This is a genomic window from Halomonas sp. HNIBRBA4712 (assembly GCF_043558675.1).
Lineage (GTDB): Bacteria > Pseudomonadota > Gammaproteobacteria > Pseudomonadales > Halomonadaceae > Vreelandella.
Window position 1 is genome coordinate 32,765 of the sequence record NZ_JBIFXR010000002.1, and the last position, 18,242, is coordinate 51,006.

Annotated in this window: 14 protein-coding genes; 9 read left to right on the top strand and 5 right to left on the bottom strand. The window is 64.3% G+C overall.

From position 1 onward, the window contains the following. Position 1: 1 nt before the first annotated feature. Complete coding sequence (acpS, locus tag ACGK9R_RS04565) at positions 2 to 379, top strand: holo-ACP synthase (RefSeq protein WP_394578667.1); 378 nt, start codon at positions 2 to 4, stop codon at positions 377 to 379. Here the strand turns inward: acpS and ACGK9R_RS04570 are convergent. Then, entirely contained in the window at positions 376 to 2,994 is a 2,619-nt protein-coding gene (locus tag ACGK9R_RS04570) for an ATP-binding protein (protein WP_394578669.1), read from the bottom strand. The genes acpS and ACGK9R_RS04570 overlap by 4 nt on opposite strands. Before the next feature lie 90 nt (positions 2,995 to 3,084). Between ACGK9R_RS04570 and cysM the strand changes: the two genes are divergently transcribed. The 7 genes from cysM to rluF all read left to right on the top strand — a co-directional run bounded on the left by cysM (position 3,085) and on the right by rluF (position 13,200). Then, a complete protein-coding gene (gene cysM, locus ACGK9R_RS04575; RefSeq protein WP_394578671.1) occupies positions 3,085 to 3,981 on the top strand; it encodes a cysteine synthase CysM in 897 nt (298 codons plus the stop codon). A gap of 245 nt (positions 3,982 to 4,226) precedes the next feature. Further along, complete coding sequence (gene rlmD, locus ACGK9R_RS04580; protein ID WP_394578673.1) at positions 4,227 to 5,648, top strand: 23S rRNA (uracil(1939)-C(5))-methyltransferase RlmD; 1,422 nt, start codon at positions 4,227 to 4,229, stop codon at positions 5,646 to 5,648. Between the two features lie 65 nt (positions 5,649 to 5,713). Next, a complete protein-coding gene (gene relA / locus ACGK9R_RS04585; protein WP_394578675.1) occupies positions 5,714 to 7,990 on the top strand; it encodes a GTP diphosphokinase in 2,277 nt (758 codons plus the stop codon). After that, on the top strand, positions 7,990 to 8,829 hold the full coding sequence (mazG, locus tag ACGK9R_RS04590; protein ID WP_394578677.1) for a nucleoside triphosphate pyrophosphohydrolase: 840 nt from the start codon (positions 7,990 to 7,992) through the stop codon (positions 8,827 to 8,829). Before relA ends, mazG begins: the two co-directional genes overlap by 1 nt. Positions 8,830 to 8,882: 53 nt before the next feature. Continuing rightward, a complete protein-coding gene (gene ppc / locus ACGK9R_RS04595; RefSeq protein WP_394578679.1) occupies positions 8,883 to 11,531 on the top strand; it encodes a phosphoenolpyruvate carboxylase in 2,649 nt (882 codons plus the stop codon). Positions 11,532 to 11,541: 10 nt separating this feature from the next. Next, the gene (locus tag ACGK9R_RS04600; protein ID WP_394578681.1) at positions 11,542 to 12,099 is read left to right on the top strand and encodes a DUF924 family protein; all 558 of its coding nucleotides are present in this window, start codon (positions 11,542 to 11,544) and stop codon (positions 12,097 to 12,099) included. A 42-nt stretch (positions 12,100 to 12,141) separates the two neighbouring features. Further along, positions 12,142 to 13,200, top strand: a complete 1,059-nt coding sequence (gene rluF, locus ACGK9R_RS04605) for a 23S rRNA pseudouridine(2604) synthase RluF (protein ID WP_394578683.1) — start codon at positions 12,142 to 12,144, stop codon at positions 13,198 to 13,200. Positions 13,201 to 13,272: 72 nt separating this feature from the next. On the opposite strand, the gene ACGK9R_RS04610 is transcribed toward rluF, so the two are convergent. From ACGK9R_RS04610 to ACGK9R_RS04620, 3 genes are read right to left on the bottom strand one after another with little or no spacing between them, the layout of a single operon-like run. After that, positions 13,273 to 13,932 (bottom strand): anthranilate synthase component II, encoded by a 660-nt coding sequence (locus ACGK9R_RS04610; protein ID WP_394578685.1) that lies wholly within the window; start codon positions 13,930 to 13,932, stop codon positions 13,273 to 13,275. Continuing rightward, positions 13,929 to 15,335, bottom strand: coding sequence for an anthranilate synthase component I family protein (locus tag ACGK9R_RS04615; RefSeq protein WP_394578687.1), 1,407 nt, complete (start codon positions 15,333 to 15,335; stop codon positions 13,929 to 13,931). Before ACGK9R_RS04615 ends, ACGK9R_RS04610 begins: the two co-directional genes overlap by 4 nt. Then, complete coding sequence (locus ACGK9R_RS04620; RefSeq protein WP_394578689.1) at positions 15,332 to 15,616, bottom strand: Trp family transcriptional regulator; 285 nt, start codon at positions 15,614 to 15,616, stop codon at positions 15,332 to 15,334. The genes ACGK9R_RS04615 and ACGK9R_RS04620 overlap by 4 nt, the downstream gene beginning before the upstream one ends. A gap of 132 nt (positions 15,617 to 15,748) precedes the next feature. Between ACGK9R_RS04620 and ACGK9R_RS04625 the strand changes: the two genes are divergently transcribed. Further along, positions 15,749 to 17,671 carry a monovalent cation:proton antiporter-2 (CPA2) family protein gene (locus ACGK9R_RS04625; RefSeq protein WP_394578691.1) on the top strand — a complete coding sequence of 641 codons (1,923 nt, stop codon included), beginning with the start codon at positions 15,749 to 15,751 and terminating at the stop codon, positions 17,669 to 17,671. Here ACGK9R_RS04625 and ACGK9R_RS04630 read toward each other — a convergent pair. Continuing rightward, complete coding sequence (locus tag ACGK9R_RS04630; protein ID WP_394578693.1) at positions 17,634 to 18,221, bottom strand: hypothetical protein; 588 nt, start codon at positions 18,219 to 18,221, stop codon at positions 17,634 to 17,636. The two genes, ACGK9R_RS04625 and ACGK9R_RS04630, sit on opposite strands and share 38 nt — an antisense overlap. Positions 18,222 to 18,242 lie beyond the last annotated feature (21 nt).

The window sequence follows — 18,242 nt, forward strand, 5'->3', positions numbered from 1 at the left end:
GGTGATTATCGGCATCGGCTCGGATATCGCCCGTATCGCGCGCTTTGATACCGCGATGGCGCGCCACGGCGAGCGCTTCGCCGCGCGCATACTGGGGCCCGACGAGTTCGAGCGCTGGGTGGCGAAAGAGCGTCCGGCGGCGTATCTGGCCAAGCGTTTTGCGGCCAAGGAGGCGTTCGTCAAGGCGCTTGGGCTCGGGCTTCGCGCCGGCATGCAGTGGCGCGATATTCAAGTGCTCAACGACGCGCTGGGCAAACCCATGATGGCGCTTGACGGCCAGGCGCAGGCGCTATTCGAGCAAAGCGGCGCGCAGACGGCGCACGTCACCTTGAGTGACGAGGCCGATTACGCACTCGCCTTCGTCGTACTCGAACGCTAGGTCAGCGCTCTTATTTCCTCGAAAAGCGACGCCAACGGCGCTTGCGCCGGCTCGAGCGAAACCTCTTCTCGGTGTTCGACCTCGAGCGCGACAAGTGTGGCTTCCACTGCGTTGGCGGCGCTTCCCAGTGCCGGCAAGTCGCAGTAGCAGCACGCCCCGCTGAGTGCGTGTACCTCGTCGAGTAGCGCTTTGCCCTGGTCCTTCTTGAAAGCCGTTTCAATACGTGCGCTTACTTGCGGCAGCTCGGCGATCAGCGCGGTGCGCTGTTCGCGCTGAAACTGCTCGTATCCAGAGCGTGTGGATGGGGAATCGTCGGCAAGCAGCGGGGCTGGCAGATCCAGAAACCGCTCTAACAGCCGGTGCAGCGCGCTTTCGTCGATGGGCTTGAGCAGCACGTCGTCGAAGCCCTGGATAAGCCAGCGCGCGCGCTGATCGCTTGCCACGTGAGCGGTCACCGCGATGATCGGGCAGCGCGCCCAGCCGTTGCCGAGTCGGCGCAGTGCCCGGCTGGTTTCCACACCGTCCATACCGGGCATGCGAATGTCCATCAGCACCACATCGAAGGCCTGGGCCCGCGCGCATTCAAGCGCGCTTGGGCCGCTGTCGGCAAGCGTTACCTTGAGGCGTTCACTTTCAAGCAGCGCCTTGAGTAGTGCGCGGTTCGAGGCGTTGTCGTCCACCGCCAGCACGTTGACGGTGGAGGAAGAGGGCAGGCGCTCGGCGTGCTCGCGCGCCGGTTCAGTCGCCTGCGGGCGCAGCAGGCGCTCGAGTGCGAGCTCGAGCTGGCGTCTGGTCACGGGTTTCTCCAGGATCTCGCCGCCCCGGGGCAGCGGCCACTCGGGCAGATCGAGCCGGGAGCCAAGCACAAGGATCAGTGTCGGGCAGGGCGCCTGCTCGATCACCGAATCCCAGTAGGCGCGGCGCTTGCCGATGAAATCCTGCGGGCCGAGGGCCAGCACCAGCAGCGCTTCGTTCCCGGTATCGGCAAAGGACACCGCTTGCGCGCCCAGATGATCGAGCCAGCTTTCCAGTGCTAAACGGGTAGTGCGGTGCGGCTCGTGCAGCCGGACGACGGCCTGGGCCAGATCGAACGCCGGCGGGCGCTCGCGCGCCCCAAACGCCATCAGGGCAAGCGTAAAGGAGAAACGCGCGCCTTCACCAGGGCTTGACTCGACCCGAATCTCGCCGCCCATACGCTCGACCAGCTGGCGGCATATACTCAAGCCAAGCCCCGTGCCGCCGTATTCGCGCGAATGGCTGGGCTCGGCCTGAGTGAAGGCGTCGAAAAGATCGCGCTGCTGCGCTTCATCAAGCCCGATACCGGTGTCGGCCACGCTGATCTCGAGGATGACGTGCTGGCCCTGGTGCTTCTCGAGGCTTGCGCGCACCACGACTTCGCCTTCGGCAGTGAATTTCAAGGCGTTGCCGATCAGGTTGTTGAGAATCTGCTGGATGCGCAGCGGATCGCCCATGAGCGGCGTGGGAATATCGTCGTAAGCAAGCCCCACCAGGTGCAGCCCCTTGCGCTGCGCTTGTGGCGCGTTCAGGCTGATCGCGTCATCGATTAGCGTAGCGATCTCGAAGGGCACTTCCTCGAGGGTGAGCTGGTCGGCCTCGAGCTTCGAAAAATCGAGTACATCGTTGACCAGCGCCAGAAGGTGGTCGCAGCCGCGGTGGACCTGCTCGAGCCATTCGCGCTGACGGGCATCGAGTTCGGTGCGCCCCAGCAGCCGGCAAAAGCCGGTGATGGCGTTGAGCGGAGTGCGGATTTCGTGGCTCATGTTGGCCAGAAACCTTGATTTGACCTCGTTGGCGCTCAGTGCGCTCTGGTGGGCCATGTCGAGCTTGATACTCTGCGCCTCGATCGTCTCCATCGACTCGTAAAGCTCCCGGGTTACCCGCTCCATTTGACGCTGCATATCGCGGCGTTGATGCACCAGGTGCTCGCCGAGGCGGTTGATCTGTTGACCCAGGCGGTCGAGTTCGGGCATGGCGTGCGCATTCAAGCGCCGCTCGTACTCCCCCTGAGCCAGGCACGTCAGCGCGTTACGCGAGCGTTCGAGCGGGCGGGTGATCGAGCGCGCGCAGTAGCGCGCCAGCGCCAGCAGAAGCGCACCCAGCGCCAGCGCTCCCAGGGCGAGCCCGGCCATTAGCCGATAGCGCTCGACGGTCAGGGGGCGAGCGCTGATCTCGGCTTCGAGCCAGCCATTATCCGCCGCGCTGCTGGCCGGATAGGCGGGTAACGGCATCAGCAGGCGCCAAACGTCCTGCTCTTCGAGGAGCCGGGTCGTGCTGGGCGCCACCCGCCGCCGAGCGGGCGTAAACGGTCGGCCAAGAGCCACTACCCGGTTGCCCTGGGCGTCGAAAAGCGACAGCGCGCGAAGGTATTCGTGCTCAACGAATTGGCGCGAGAGCAGGGTCAGAAGGGGCTCGTCGCCATCGATCAGGGCGTCGCTCAACGCCGGTGCCAGCACTTTGCTGGTACTGGTCAGACGCTCGATGTAGAGCTGGCGCTGGGTTTGGTCGCCTTGCACTACCAGCGCCGTCGCCATGACGGCGTAGATCAACAGGGGCAGGCCGACCAGGGCCAATAGCGTGCGCGCATTCAAGGACATGCCGGAAACTCATGGATTGCGTGGGTTGCCTGTCCAGGTACAGGCAGCCTCGATATAATGCAACACAATGGCGACGATAAGGAATCCACAATGGTCTACTCCACTCTGGAAGATGTGATCGGCAACACCCCGCTGGTGCGGCTTAAGCGTATCAGCGCCGGGCGCAACAACACGCTTCTGGCCAAGCTCGAAGGCAATAATCCAGCCGGGTCGGTCAAGGACCGCCCGGCGCTTTCGATGCTGGTCGAAGCCGAAGCGCGCGGGGAGATCTCTCCCGGCGATACGCTGATCGAGGCGACGTCGGGTAATACCGGTATTGCGCTGGCCATGGCCGCGGCGATCAAGGGCTATAAAATGGTGCTGGTGATGCCGGAAAACGCCTCCAGCGAGCGCAAACAGGCGATGGCCGCTTACGGCGCCAGGTTGATTCCCGCCAGCAAGGAGGGCGGCATGGAGGAGGCCCGCGACATCGCCGATGCGATGATCCGCAACGGCGAAGGAAAGCCGCTCGACCAGTTCGCCAATCCGGACAACCCGCTTGCCCACTACCGCACCACCGGCCCGGAACTGTGGCGCCAGACCGGCGGCGAGATCACTCACTTCGTCAGCTCCATGGGCACCACCGGCACCATCATGGGTGTGTCGCGCTACCTGAAAGAGCAAAACGGTGACATCGAGATCGTCGGTCTGCAGCCGGCGGACGGCGCGAGCATTCCCGGCATCCGCCGCTGGCCAGAAGCCTACCTGCCGGCCATCTTCGAAGCGCCCCGGGTCGATACCGTGCTCGATATCGCACAGGACGAGGCGGAAGAGCACATGCGCCGGCTCGCGCGGGAAGAGGGCATTCTCGCCGGCGTTTCCTCCGGTGGCAGCCTGGCCGGTGCGCTGCGCATCGCCGAGCGGGTCGAGAACGCGGTGATCGTGTTCATCGTCTGCGACCGCGGCGATCGTTATCTGTCGACCAACCTGTTCGCGCCGACGCTTTGAGCGCGGCGCACAGGCGTGGCTCCCGTAATGCCGTTTAGTCAGGTTGGTCAGGTTTTGTGGGAGGGAGCTTCAGCTCGCGACGGGTGGTTAGGTCAAGGCGCCTGCCGGCGCCATTCGCCCGCTGAAGCGGCCTCCCACGGTAGGCTGGTCAAACGCAATGGGTAAGTAGATACCTTAACTAATGAGCATTACGTGGCCCCGCGCCCTTTATTTCATGAGAGAAAATCACGTTTTGGAACATCGACATGTTGGGTAAGAAGCGCCCACCCCGGCCCAAATCCGGCCACTCGGGGCTCGCTCGAACGTCTGCCAGTGCCCCGGCGTCACCCGCTCGCGAGGATGCGGCGCTGACCATCGACCGGCTGGCCCACGACGGGCGCGGCATCGCCCAGGACGGCGCGGGCAAGACGGTGTTCGTCGACCGGGCGCTGCCCGGTGAGACGGTCGAGGTGGCGGTGCACACCGAGCGCAAACGCTTTAACGAGGCGCACATCAAGCGGCTGATCAACCAGGCCCCACAGCGGGTCACGCCGCCGTGCCCCTATTTCGAGCGCTGCGGCGGGTGCGATCTACAGCACCTGAACGTGGACGCCCAGCGCGCGCACAAGCGCCAGGTGGTACGCGAGCTGTTCGCCCGCCAGGGGCTGGAAACCGGCGAGATCGCCGCGCTCGAAGGGCGCGGCGACCACTACCGCCGTCGTGCAAGGCTCGGCGTGCGCGTCGACCGCGACGACAACGTGCTGCTCGGCTTTCGCGCCGCGGGCAGCCACCGCCTGGTCAGCATCGATCACTGCCACGTGCTGGTCGCCGAGCTGTCCGATTTGATCGGGCCGCTCAAGGCGCTACTGACGACTCTAGCCTCGCCGCGCCAGGTGGGGCATATCGAGCTGATCAAGCCCGCCGGGGCGCCGGTGGTCGTGGTACGCCAGCTCAAGCCCAATGCCGGGGATATTGATGCCTGGCGCGCGTTTGGCTACAGGCACGGTGTGAACGTGGCGCTGCGGGTCGGGCGCGAGGCACCGAGTCTCGAGTGGTTGGGCGAGGTCCCGGCGCTCGAGGATCAGCTGACGCTGGAGGTCAAGGGCCAAGCCAGCGCCGAGGCCAGCAGCGTCGCGCTCGGCTTCGCCCCCGGCGATTTTCTTCAGGTCAACGCCGAGGTCAACCAGCGCATGGTCGCCCAGGTCCGGGCGTGGCTTTCACCGATGTTTAATTCGGAAAAAACGCCGCGGATACTTGATCTCTTTGCCGGGATCGGTAACTTTAGTTTGCCCCTGGCGCTGGATGGGGCGCTCGTGCACGCGGTGGAGGGAAGCCAGGCGATGGTCTCGCGCCTGACCGACAACGCAGCGCGCCAAGGCCTGAATGTGAGCGCCGAGCAGGCGGACTTGAGTCAGCCGGAGAGCATCGAGGGGCTGTTGAGTACCCGTGACGCTTTCGATGCCGTCGTACTCGACCCGCCGCGCGACGGCGCCGAAGCGGTTTGTCGGGCGCTGAAGCAAAAACGCGTTGCCCGCGTGGCGTATATCTCCTGCGACCCGGCCACGCTTGCCCGCGACGCCGCGCTGCTGACGGCTCAGGGGTATCGTATCCGCGCGGTGGCGGTGGCGGACATGTTTCCCCACACCGCGCATATCGAAACGCTGGTACTGCTCGAAGACGCAAGCTAGTCACCATTTGGCGCTACACTTACCGGCAGAGTGGGCGCCATTCGTTGAAAGGATGAGTCATTGCCATGGTGAAAGTGCGTGAAGACCAGCCGCTGACTCAAGGCGGCAGGGTGGACATTGAGCAGTGGATGGCACGTTTGAAAGAGAGCGTGCGCCTGCCCGAGCCGGAGCGCTTGATCGAAGCCTGCGAGTTCGCCGAAACGCTGGTGCGAGACACCCCGCGCGACGGCCGCGGCTGGCTTTCGCCCAACACCAGCTTTCGCATGGGGCTCGAAATGGCGGACATCCTGGCCGATCTGAAGCTCGACCAGGCCACGCTCGAAGCGGCGGTGCTCTACCGCTCGGTGCGCGAGGAGCTGGTGAGCCTGGACGCCATCACCAAGCGCTTTGGCGAGGAAGTGTCGCGCTTGATCGACGGCGTGCTGCAGATGGCGGCCATCAGCTACCCCCTGACCTCGAACCACGCCATGAGCCAGCACAATCAGCAGGAGAACCTGCGCAAGATGCTGGTCAACATGGTGAGTGACGTGCGCGTCGCGCTGATCAAGATCGCCGAGCGCACCTGCGCGCTGCGCCAGGTCAAGGATGCCCCGCGCGAAAAGTGCCTGCAGGTCGCCCGTGAGGTCGCCGATATCTACGCTCCGCTGGCGCACCGTTTGGGTATCGGCCAGATCAAGTGGGAGTTGGAGGATCTCTCGTTTCGCTATCTCCACGAAGCCGACTACAAGACCATCGCCAAACTGCTGGCAGAGAAGCGCCTGGACCGCGACCGCTATATTCAGGACGTGGTGGCAACGCTTGAAACACTAATGCGGGCGCAGAACATTCTCCAGTTCGACGTCAAGGGTCGCGCCAAGCATATCTATTCGATCTGGCGCAAGATGAAGCGCAAGCGCATCGACTTCTCCCAGGTCCACGACGTGCGCGCGGTGCGCATTCTGGTGCCCGCGGTGACCGACTGCTACACCGTGCTCGGCATCGTGCATTCGCGCTGGCACCACGTGCCCAACGAGTTCGACGACTACATCGCCAATCCCAAGAAGAACGGCTATCAGTCGCTTCACACCGCGGTGGTCGGGCCCGAGAACAAGGTGCTCGAGATCCAGATTCGCACCTTCGCCATGCACGACGAGGCCGAACTCGGCGTATGCGCCCACTGGCGCTACAAGGGCCACGACACCAACGCCAAGAGCCGCAGCTACGAAGACAAGATCGCCTGGCTTCGGCAAGTGCTCGAGTGGCAGGACGAAGTGGGCGGCTTTGGCGACCTGCGCGAGGGCCTGGCAAGCGACGTCGCCCCGGATCGTATCTACGTGTTCACCCCGGACGGCCACGTGATCGACTTGCCCAGAGTGGCTACGCCGATCGATTTTGCCTACCGGGTACACACCGAGATCGGCCATCTCTGCCGCGGCGCCAAGATCAACGGGCGCATCGTGCCGCTCAACTACAAGCTCAAGACCGGGCAGCAGGTCGAGATCCTGACCGCGACCAAGGGGGGGCCGAGCCGCGACTGGCTCAACCCGAGCCTTGGTTACGTGCGCACCTCCCGCGCCCGCGCCAAGATCCAGGCCTGGTTCAAACACCAGGCGCGAGACCAGAATCTGGAGGAGGGGCGGGCGCTGTTCGAGCGCGAAATGAAGCGCCTGGACGTCGACGGGCTGGATATCCAAAAGCTCGCGCGCACGGTCAACTACCAGGGCCCGGACGACATGTACGCCGCTCTCGGCGCCGGCGATTTGCGTATCGGCCAGGTGCTCCATCAGGCCCAACAGCTTTTTGGCGAAAGCGACGACCAGGAGCAGCTCGAGCGGCTTTTGGCCAAGCCCCGCCGCCAGCAGGACAAGGCACCTCAGGACGATATCACCGTACTGGGGGTGGGCAATCTCAAGACCAACATGGCCAACTGCTGCAACCCGGTACCCGGCGAGCCGATCATTGGCTTCATCACTCAGGGGCGTGGCGTCACCGTCCACCGTCAGGAGTGCGCCAACGTACTTCAGCACCGCCTCGATGAGCCACAGCGCATCATCGAAGTGGAGTGGGGCGAACGCGCCCATACTCGCTACCCGGTGGCAATCGAAATCCAGGCCTGGGACCGCTCCGGGCTTCTGCGCGATGTAACCGGGCTACTGGGCAACGAGAAGGTCAACGTGCTGGCGGTGAATACGCTCACCGACACCGACGAAAGCATCGCCAGGCTTCGTATTACGCTCGAGGTCGACGGACTCGAAACCCTGGGCCGACTCTTCTCGCGCATTCAGCAGCTGCCCAACGTCACCGAGGTGCGTAGGCTGCGCGACGCCGACCCCCACAAGAAGAGCCGCCGGGGGAGCCACTGATGCGGTACCAGCTGGAGGATCTGCTTGCGCTGATGCGCGTGCTGCGCGACCCGGACCAGGGCTGCCCCTGGGATATCGAGCAGCACTGGCATAGCATCGTGCCCCATACTATCGAAGAGGCTTATGAGGTGGCCGACGCCATCGAGCGCGAGGCCTTCGATGAGCTACCCGGCGAGCTTGGCGATCTGCTCTTTCAGGTCGTTTACTATGCCCAGTTCGGCGCCGAGCAGGGCCGCTTCGACTTTGCCGATATCATCGATACGCTCACCCGCAAGATGATTCGCCGCCACCCTCATGTATTCCCCGAGGGCACGCTGGCCTCGCGCCGCACCCCGGGTGAAACCGCCGAGGCTGTCGAGCAGCGCCAGGTGAAGCACCGCTGGGAGGCGCTCAAGGCCGACGAGCGCGAAGCTCGCGCGAGCGAGCCCGCCTCGGCGCTGGACGACGTACCGCGCACGCTGCCCGCGCTCAGCCGCGCCCAGAAGCTCTCCAAACGCGCCGCCCGGGTCGGCTTCGACTGGCCGGACACCCGCGGGGTGATCGCCAGGATTCGCGAAGAGCTCGAGGAGGTCGAACAGGCGCTACAGCAGAACGACGCCGAGCACGTGCGCGAGGAGATCGGTGATCTGCTCTTCGCCACGTCGAACCTGGCCCGGGCGGTGGGGGCCGACGCCGAGACCTGCCTACGCGGGGCCAACGCCAAGTTCGAACGCCGCTTTCGTTTTGTCGAGCGCGCGCTGGGCGAGCAGCTGGATCAGGCGAGCCTGGAGGAGATGGAGCGTCACTGGCAGGCGGCAAAGCGCCTGGAGCGTGAAGAATCACTGGAATATAAAGAATAAACAGGAACGGCCCAGCGCGATGGCCGACGGCAAACTATAAGGAGACCAGGTTAATGAGTCACGATTTACACGAGTCCCTGCGCGAAAACGTGCGTATTCTGGGCGACAGCCTCGGGCGTACCATCGCCGACGACCTGGGGCAGCCCTTCGTCGACAAGATCGAAACGATCCGGGCCCACGCCAAGCAGGGCCGTCAGGGCGATACGCTTCAGCAGCGTGCGCTGATCGAGTATCTGCGCAAGCTCCCGGAGCGCGATCTGCTGCCGGTCACCCGCGCGTTCAATCAGTTTCTCAACCTGGCCAATATCGCCGAGCAGCACTATCGGGCCCGCTTTCGTCGCGTCGAGGATTACAAGCCCGGTATGCAGCCGTCGCTCGGCGAGCTTCTCGGCCGCGCCCAGCAAGCCGGGCACTCACCGCGTTCGCTGGTCGAAACGCTCTCCACCATGCGCGTGGAGCTGGTGCTGACTGCCCACCCAACGGAGGTCATTCGCCGCACGCTGATCCAGAAGTACGACGCCATCGACGAGTGCCTGACCGCGATCGAAGGCGCCGAGGAGTACCCGGAGCGCGGCGAGCGCGCCCGCGGGCGCTTGAACGAGCTGATCAGCCAGGCCTGGCACACCGATGAAATTCGCCACGAGCGTCCGACACCGGTGGACGAGGCCAAGTGGGGCTTTGCGGTGATCGAGAACTCGCTGTGGCAGGCGGTGCCGGATTTTCACCGCGATCTCGACAACCTGCTGCTCGAGACCGCCGGCGAGCGGCTGCCGCTCGACGCCGCGCCGATCCGCTATGCTTCCTGGATGGGCGGCGACCGTGATGGTAACCCCAACGTCACCGCCCGGGTCACCACCGAGGTACTGCTGCTGGGGCGCTGGATGGCGGCGGATCTTTACCTGCGCGATCTCGAACAGCTCAAGACCGAGCTTTCCATGTGGAAAGCCAACAGCGCCCTCAAGGCGGAAGTGGGCGATGTCGCCGAGCCCTACCGCGAAATCCTGCGCCGCCTGCTGCACAAGGTCGAAGCGACCCGCGACTGGGCCAAGGCGAGCCTTGACGGCAAAAACTTCGACGGCGGGCCGGTCATCGAAACCCGCGACCAGCTCTACGCGCCGCTTCTGGCCTGCTATCGCTCGCTGTGCGATGTCGGGCTCGATACTATCGCCAACGGCGCGCTGCTCGATACCCTTCGCCGGGTAGCGGTGTTCGGCGTCACGCTGACCAAGCTCGACCTGCGCCAGGAAGCGAGCCGCCACGCCCAGCTGATGGAGGAGCTCACCAGCGAGCTGGGTCTCGGCCACTACCAGCAGTGGGACGAGGCGACCCGCCAGGCGTTTCTGCTCGACGAGCTAGCCTCGAGCCGCCCCTTGATCCCGAGGCGCTGGGAGTGCTCGGCGGAGTCGCGGGAGGTGATCGACACCTTCAAGGTGATTGGCCGCGAACACGCCGAGGCGCTCGGCACCTACATCATCTCGATGGCCGCGGAGCCGTCGGACGTGCTCACCGTGGCACTCCTGATGAAAGAGACCGGCGGCCGCGTAACGCTGCCCATCGCGCCGCTGTTCGAAACCCTCAACGATCTCGACAACGCCGCCGCCGCGATCGACAAGCTGTTGGCGCTTCCGGGCTACCGGGCGCTGGTCAAGGATCGCCAGGAGGTGATGATCGGCTACTCCGACTCCGCCAAGGACGCCGGCCAGCTCGCCGCGGCCTGGGCGCAGTACCGCGCTCAGGAGTCGCTGGTCAACGTGTGCAAGCGCCACGGCGTCGACTTGACGCTGTTTCACGGTCGCGGCGGCACCGTGGGCCGCGGCGGCGGCCCGGCCCACGCGGCGATTCTCTCCCAGCCACCGGGCTCGGTGAACGGAAGCCTCAGAGTGACCGAGCAGGGCGAAATGATCCGCTTCAAGTTCGGCCAGCCGGATATCGCGCTGCGCTCCATGGAGATCTACGCCTGCGCGGTGCTCGAGGCCACGCTCTTGCCACCCCCGGCGCCAGAGCCCCAGTGGCGCGAGGAGATGGACGCGCTGGCCGGCGTTGCCCACCGCGGCTATGTCGGCGTGGTGCGCGAGAACCCGGATTTCGTGCCCTATTTCCGCGCGGTCACACCGGAAGGGGCGCTGGGGCGGCTGCCGCTCGGCTCGCGGCCGACCAAGCGCCGCCAGGACGGCGGGGTGGAAACCCTGCGCGCGATCCCGTGGATCTTCGCCTGGACCCAGATTCGCCTGATGCTGCCGGCCTGGCTCGGCAGCGGCGAGGCCTTCGCCAACCGTCTCGAGCAGCCCGGCGGGCGCGAAGTGCTTCAGGAAATGCGCACCCAGTGGCCGTTTTTCGGCACCTATCTCGACATGCTCGAGATGCTGCTGGCCAAGGCGGACGTAGCGATCGCCGCCTACTACGAGCACCGGCTGGTCGACGAGCCGGCGCTCAAGGCGCTGGGCCGCGAGCTGCGCGAGCGCTTCGAGCGGCTCGAGGTCGCGGTGCTGGATATCGCCGGTCAGCGCGAGCTTCTGGAAAATACTCCGCTGATTCGCCAGGCGATCGATGTGCGAAACCCCTACATCGACCCGCTTCACGGGCTGCAGGCGGAGCTCTTGCAGCGTAACCGCGACGCCGACGGTGCGATCAGCGCCGATCTCTCCCGCGCGCTGATGGTCACCATGGCCGGCATCGCCGCCGGGCTCCGAAACACCGGTTAAGGGATCGATCATGGGTACGAAGGCGCAAACCCAAGCGCAAGCGGTGCTGGCGTTCTGGTTCGAGGAGCTCGCACCCGCTCAGTGGTTCGAGAAGGGCCCGGCGCTCGATCGAACGATCGCTGAGCGCTTTGGCGAGCTGCACGCCAGGGCGCTTGCCTGCGAGTGTTTCGAGTTCCGCGAAACGGTGGAAGGGCGGCTTGCCGAGATCATCGTGCTCGACCAGTTCTCGCGTAACATCCACCGCGACACGCCCGCGGCCTTCGCCGCGGACCCGCTCGCACTCGGCCTCGCCCAGGAAGCGGTGCGTCTGGGCGCGGATCAGGCGCTTTCGCCCGAGCGGCGCGCCTTTCTCTGCATGCCCTACATGCACAGTGAATCCGCGCGCATTCACGAGCAGGCCGAGCGTCTTTTCGACCAGCCGGGGCTTTCGCGAAACCTCGAGTTCGAGCGCCGGCACAGGGCGATCATCGAGCGGTTCGGGCGCTACCCGCACCGTAACGCCATACTCGGGCGCGCCTCGAGCGACGAGGAGCGGCGCTTTCTCGAGACGCCCGGCTCCTCGTTTTAACCGGTTTTACGTCAACTTCTTCACTCAGGCCAGTAGCGCGTTATGTCTTTTGGAACATCGATCCGGATCAACAAGTACATCAGCGAAAGCGGGCTCTGCTCGCGCCGCGAGGCGGACCGCTATGTCGAGCAGGGCAACGTCTGGATCAACGGGCGCCGCGCCACCACCGGGGATCAGGTCGTACCCGGCGATCGGGTCAAGGTCAACGGTCAGGAGATCGAGCCTCAGGAGGCCGAGGATCTGGTGCTGATCGCACTCAACAAGCCGGTGGGGATCGTCAGCACCACCGAGCCGAGCGAAAAGGCCAATATCGTCGATTTCGTTGGCCACGGCGTGCGTATCTTTCCTATCGGGCGCCTCGATAAGGACTCCCAGGGGCTGATTTTGCTGACCAACAATGGCGATCTGGTCAACAAGATCCTGCGCGCCAATAACCAGCACGAGAAGGAGTACGTCGTCACCGTCGACAAACCGGTGACCGACGACTTCATCCACGGCATGCAAAGTGGGGTGCCGATCCTTGGTCAGGTGACGAAGAAGTGCAAGGTGGAAAGGGTGTCGCGCTTTGCCTTCAACATCACCCTGGTGCAGGGCCTCAACCGCCAGATTCGGCGCATGTGCGAGCACTTCGGTTTCGAGGTGGTGGAGCTTGTCCGCACGCGGATCATGAACGTCTCGCTCAAGGGGCTGGCGCTTGGGGACTGGCGCGACTTGACGCCGAAAGAGATCGACACCATCGTCCGGCTCACCGAAACCTCCGACGGCGCGCCGCCTCCGGCGCAAAAGCCCAAATCAAAACCGAAGAACAAGCCCCGCGGCGCCAAGGGCGGTGCACCCGGTCGCCCGGGAGCAGCGCCCAAAGGGCGAGGCGGCGCAGCGGGCAAGGCCAAACCGGCCGGACGCGCCAAAGGGGCTTCCGCCCCCGGTGGCAAGTCCAAAGTAGCGGGCAACCCCGCCTCGCCCGGAAAGCGCGGCGCCAAACCCGGCAGCAAGGGGGCGATGAAATCCGCTGGCAAGCCCACGGGTAAACCGGCTGGTAAGCCTGCGGGCAAAGGGCGCGGCGTCTCCGGTAAGCCGCCTCGGGCTCGGGGTAAGCGCTAACGCCGCGTTCGATTGAACCAGAAAGGCCGGATGCTTCAGGCATCTGGCCTTTTTTCGTGGATCGATGTTGGTTCAGTCAAGCAGGAAGTTAGCGATCAGCTCGCGGCCGCCTTCGGTGGCAAACGACTCCGGGTGAAATTGAATACCGTGAATCGGGTAGTCGCGGTGCTTCACGCCCATCAGCTCGAACTCGCCGGCGGCCTGCCAGCGTTCGCGCTCGGCGAAGCTCGCGGCGGCAAGCCCGCCCACCGTGGCGGTAACCTCCAAACAACCGGGCAGCGAGGCCGCATCGGCGATCAGGGAGTGGTAGCGCATCACCTCGAGCTGGTCCGGGACATTCTTGAACACCGATGCGCCGCCGTGGTTGATCGGGCTGATCTTGCCGTGCATCGGCAGCGGCGCCTTGATCACCTGGCCGCCGAACACGTGAACGATCCCCTGCATCCCCAGGCATACGCCGAGAAGCGCCGTGGTAGGGCCGAGCTTCTCGATCACCTCCGCGCAGACGCCGAAGTAGCGCGGGTCGTCTGGCGAGCCCGGCCCCGGCGAGATGATGATGCGATCCGCCGCGAGCGCCTCGATCTCGCTAAAGTCGAGTTCGTCGTTGCGCTTGACCAGAATCTCGAAGTGGGAAAGCGCACCGCGGTGCTGCTCGGCGCTCAGTATCTCGCCGATGAACTGGTAGAGGTTGTAGGTGAAGGAGTCGTAGTTATCGATGATCAGCACTTTCATGCAAGGCTCTCCTTGTCCGTCGCCGTATCCATGAAGGGGGCCAGCGCCTTGCGCGTGCCGGCGAACTTGCGGCGAATCTCCTCGTACTCGTCCTCGGCGTTGGAGTCGTAAACGTTGCCGCCGCAGGTCTGCACGTAGGCGTTTTCGCCGTTGACGAACACGGTGCGAATCGGAATCGCGAAGGTGCAGTCGCCGTTGAAGGAGAACTGGCCCACCGCGCCGCCGTAAGGCCCGCGCCCGTCGGTTTCCAGTGCATCGATGATCTTCATCGCCTCGATCTTGGGCGCACCGGTCAGGGTACCGGCGGGGAAGTTGCTGGCAAGGGCCGTGAACATGTCCTCGTTCTGGTCGATGATGCCGACGATCTCGCTGGAAATGTGCTGAACGTGGCTGAAGCGCTTGATGTCCATCAGGCTTCTCACCTTGACGGTACCGAAGCGCGCCACCCGGCCGATGTCGTTTCTGTGTAGATCGACGATCATGTTGTGCTCGGCGATCTCTTTCGGGTCGTTCAATAGCGCCCGGGCAAGCTGTGTATCCTCCTGCTCGGTCTTGCCGCGCGTCGTGGTGCCGGCGAGCGGAAAGGTCTCCATCTCGCCCTGGCGCAGGCGAAACAGAAGCTCCGGGCTTGCGCCGATCAAACGCTGATCGCCGAACTTCACGTAGTACATCTGCGGCGAGGGGTTGATGGTTCTGAGCTCGCCATAGAGCGCCAGGGTATCGCCTTCAATGCGAAAGCGCTTCTTGAAGCCCACCTCGCACTGGAAGACCTTGCCGTCGACGATATCCTGCTTCACCTTGGCGACGGCCTCGGCGTGCTGTTCGCGGCTCATGGTGTCACCGAGAGCGGTGATCTTGAGCGCGCCCGGGGCGACGTTGTCTGATTCGATCAGCCCCTGCAGGTACTCGAAGCGGCTGTCGTCATAGTAGAAATAGGTGACCTCGCCGGTCATCTTGTCGAGAATCAGCCCATCCTTGTAGAGCCCGAAGCGGAAGGTGTCGAAGTCGTCGCTCGCCTTGAGCGACAGCGACGGCTCGAAGTACTGCATGGCGTCGTAACCCAGGTAACCGGAGAGCCCGCCTGCGTACTTGCGCGAGATGATGTTCTGGGGCATCAAGGATCGCAGAAGCTCGTAAGGGTTAGGGCTTTCATGGTGCTCGACGCCACCGTCGCGGTGCTCGATGGAGAGTGTCTGGCCGTTGGCGTAGAGCAGGTACTCCGGGTCGAAGCCGATGATCGAGTGGCGGGCGATGTGGCTATCCTCACCGAGCGACTCGAGCATGTAGCAGTTGTCGAAGGCGCGCTCGATCTTCTGGAACAGCGCGAAGAAATCGCAGTCGGCGGCAAGCGTGACGTAGTGCGGCTTGCGCGGCAGGGTAAAGGGCTGGGGGCCGGCGCTCATGAGAGATCCTTGTGGGTCGAATGGGGGTTGAACGCTCGCGCGCCGCGAGAGACCGTGGCGATACCCACGCCCAGGGTCTCGGCGATCCTGCGGTGCGCCACGCCTTCGCTCAAAAGCTTGAAAATCTGTAGCCGTTTGCCGATTTCCTGATACTCTGAAGGCGTTAGCAGGCTATCCAAAGCGCTGTCCATGTCGGCGGGCGAGTCCACCGCGAGCAGATAGCGTACCAGCGCCTCTCTGTACTCCTCATCCCGTGTAGATTCGGGGGCTCGTGTTGCCATGCTGAATGCGCCTCTTCAGGACTATTTTTTAGGACTGTACTAGCGTACTAGTACATTATTTTTGCCGCCCGCTGTCAAGCGTCCTATCAGTAAGCCTGCGCTAACGGACGAAACGCGACTCAAGAGAGATCAATGACTCACTACTTCATTCAGGCCTTCATCTATCTGCTGGCGGCGGTCATCGCCGTGCCGCTCGCCAAGCGCTTCGGGCTCGGCTCGGTGCTGGGCTATCTGGTCGCCGGTGTGGTGATCGGTCCCACGCTTGGGCTGGTGGGCCAGGAAACCGATACCATCCAGCACTTCGCCGAGTTCGGCGTGGTGATGATGCTGTTTCTGGTCGGCATGGAGCTCGACCCCAAGAGCCTCTGGGCGATGCGGGTGCGCCTTCTGGGCCTGGGCGGGCTGCAGGTGGTGCTCAGCGCCTCCGCCGGCGGGCTGATTGGCTGGGCGCTGGGCTCAGCCTGGCAGACCTCGCTCGCGGTGGGGCTGATTCTCTCGCTTTCGTCGACCGCCATCGTGCTGCAGACGCTGAACGAGAAGGGCCTGGCCGGCACCGAAGGCGGGCGCAGCGCGTTCTCGATTCTACTGTTCCAGGACATGGCGGTGATTCCCATCCTGGCGCTGATTCCGCTGCTGGCGCTCTCCGGCATCGATGGGGGCGCAAGCCAGTCGGGCCACGACGTCGACCTGGTGTCGAGTCTGCCCGGCTGGGCCCACGCGCTGGTGGTGGTCGGCGCCATCGGGCTGGTGATCGGCGCGGGCTACTTTCTCGGGCCGTGGCTGTTTCGCTTCGTGGTGCGCTCGGGGCTGCGCGAGGTGTTTACCGCCTCCGCCCTGATGCTGGTGATCGGCATCGCGGCGCTGATGAGCTTGGTCAATCTCTCGCCGGCGCTCGGCGCCTTTCTGGCAGGCGTCGTGCTGGCCAACAGTGAGTTCAAGCACGAGCTCGAGGCCAATATCGAACCTTTCAAGGGCCTGCTGCTGGGGCTTTTCTTCATGACCGTGGGCGCCGGCATCGATTTCGACGTGCTGGTCAGCGAGTGGATGGCGGTGGTGCTGCTGGGGCTTGGGGTGATTGCCGTCAAGGGATTGGTGCTGGTCGCGCTCGCCTTCGCCTTTGGCATTCGCGGCAGTAACGGCTGGCTGTTGACTCTGAGCCTGGCTCAGGCCGGCGAGTTCGGTTTCGTGCTCTTGACCTATAGCCGCCAGAACAGCGTAATCGGCGCCGAGCTTGCCGAGCTTTTGAACCTGGTGGTTGCCTTCTCCATGTTCGTGACGCCGCTTCTATTTATCGTCTTCGACAGGGTGGTGCTGCCGCGCTACCGGGTGGACAAGCAGACCCGCGAGGCGGACGAGTTCAACGAAGAGTCGCCGGTGATCGTCGCCGGCGCCGGGCGCTTTGGTCAGATCGTCTGCCGGCTGTTGCGCGCCAACGATGTGCCGCTGGTGGCGCTGGATCTCGAGCTTAGCCAGATCGAAAACGCCCGGCGCATCCACATCAAGAGCTTCTTCGGCGACGCCAGCCGCGGGGATCTGCTCGACCGCGCCGGTATCGACCAGGCGCGACTGCTGGTGGTGGCGATCGACGATCTCGACCGCGCGGTACAGATGGTGCAGCACGTCAAACGCTTTCACCCGAACGTCTGGGTGCTGGCCCGGGCGTTCGATCGTGGCCACGGGTATCGGCTGCGTGAGGCCGGCGCTGATGACGTGGTCAGCGAAACCTACCACTCGGCGCTGGAGCTCGGCAGCCACGCGCTCACCGCGCTCGGCACCCATCCGCTGCGGGCCAAGAAGCTGGCCTGGTCCTTCGTACAGAACGAGGACGCCCACGACGCCGAGCTGTTCGAGGCTTGGAAGGAGATCGAGGGTAACCAGCGTATCAGCCGGCGCTACGGCGAGCTGTTCATGCGTCTGGAAGAGGCGCTGAGTAAGGCAATGGACGAGCAGGAAGGCGAGCCGCAGAAGGAGGACGTGCCGGTGTGGAGCGCACCGATGGAGGCGTTGGAGCCGGAGGCTAGAACGGCATATGAATCGAAGCGCTCAGCTGATTGAGATGGCTGAGCATGGGGTTGTCGATGCGCTCGTACTCCAGTCGGCTGACCAGCCGCTTGAGGGTCACCGTAGCGCCGAAGCCGTCGAGCCGGGCGGTGCCGCCTTCGCTGCCCTCCAGCTCGTTTTCGCCGCGCCACTCGGTCAGCCCGGACTTGGCGTAGACGCTGAATGCGCCCATTCGAAGCCCCGCCACCAAAGCGCCGCCGAGTGCCAGGGTGTCCTGAATCATCGGTGTCACGCTCGAGGTGGTGTACACCTCTTCGCTTTCGCGGTAGGCGATTTCGGCGCCAATGTCGACGCGCGGGAAGTGGCTGGGGCTGAAACCGGCGGTGAGGCGAAAACCGGAGGTGTAGCTATCAATACTGTTGAGGTTGCTGCCTTCGAGCACGACGCCGTGGTCGAGTGCCATCATTTCGCTATTAGGCGATGTGTAAGCCCTGGGCAAAAGCTCCGTGCTCAGGAAGCTGCTTTCGCTTGCACACGCCAGCAAGGGAAAAGAGCTTCCGAGAACGCCACATAACAGGGTGCTTGCCAAGCGGTTTGCCGGCATCTTGTTATCCTTTTTTATAAA

Coding starts and splice junctions, on each gene's coding strand:
- ACGK9R_RS04570 (WP_394578669.1), bottom strand. CDS start 2,994: ATGTCCTTGAATGCGCGCACGCTATTGGCCCTGGTCGGCCTGCCCCTG.
- cysM (WP_394578671.1), top strand. CDS start 3,085: ATGGTCTACTCCACTCTGGAAGATGTGATCGGCAACACCCCGCTGGTG.
- rlmD (WP_394578673.1), top strand. CDS start 4,227: ATGTTGGGTAAGAAGCGCCCACCCCGGCCCAAATCCGGCCACTCGGGG.
- relA (WP_394578675.1), top strand. CDS start 5,714: ATGGTGAAAGTGCGTGAAGACCAGCCGCTGACTCAAGGCGGCAGGGTG.
- mazG (WP_394578677.1), top strand. CDS start 7,990: ATGCGGTACCAGCTGGAGGATCTGCTTGCGCTGATGCGCGTGCTGCGC.
- ppc (WP_394578679.1), top strand. CDS start 8,883: ATGAGTCACGATTTACACGAGTCCCTGCGCGAAAACGTGCGTATTCTG.
- ACGK9R_RS04600 (WP_394578681.1), top strand. CDS start 11,542: ATGGGTACGAAGGCGCAAACCCAAGCGCAAGCGGTGCTGGCGTTCTGG.
- rluF (WP_394578683.1), top strand. CDS start 12,142: ATGTCTTTTGGAACATCGATCCGGATCAACAAGTACATCAGCGAAAGC.
- ACGK9R_RS04610 (WP_394578685.1), bottom strand. CDS start 13,932: ATGAAAGTGCTGATCATCGATAACTACGACTCCTTCACCTACAACCTC.
- ACGK9R_RS04615 (WP_394578687.1), bottom strand. CDS start 15,335: ATGAGCGCCGGCCCCCAGCCCTTTACCCTGCCGCGCAAGCCGCACTAC.
- ACGK9R_RS04620 (WP_394578689.1), bottom strand. CDS start 15,616: ATGGCAACACGAGCCCCCGAATCTACACGGGATGAGGAGTACAGAGAG.
- ACGK9R_RS04625 (WP_394578691.1), top strand. CDS start 15,749: ATGACTCACTACTTCATTCAGGCCTTCATCTATCTGCTGGCGGCGGTC.
- ACGK9R_RS04630 (WP_394578693.1), bottom strand. CDS start 18,221: ATGCCGGCAAACCGCTTGGCAAGCACCCTGTTATGTGGCGTTCTCGGA.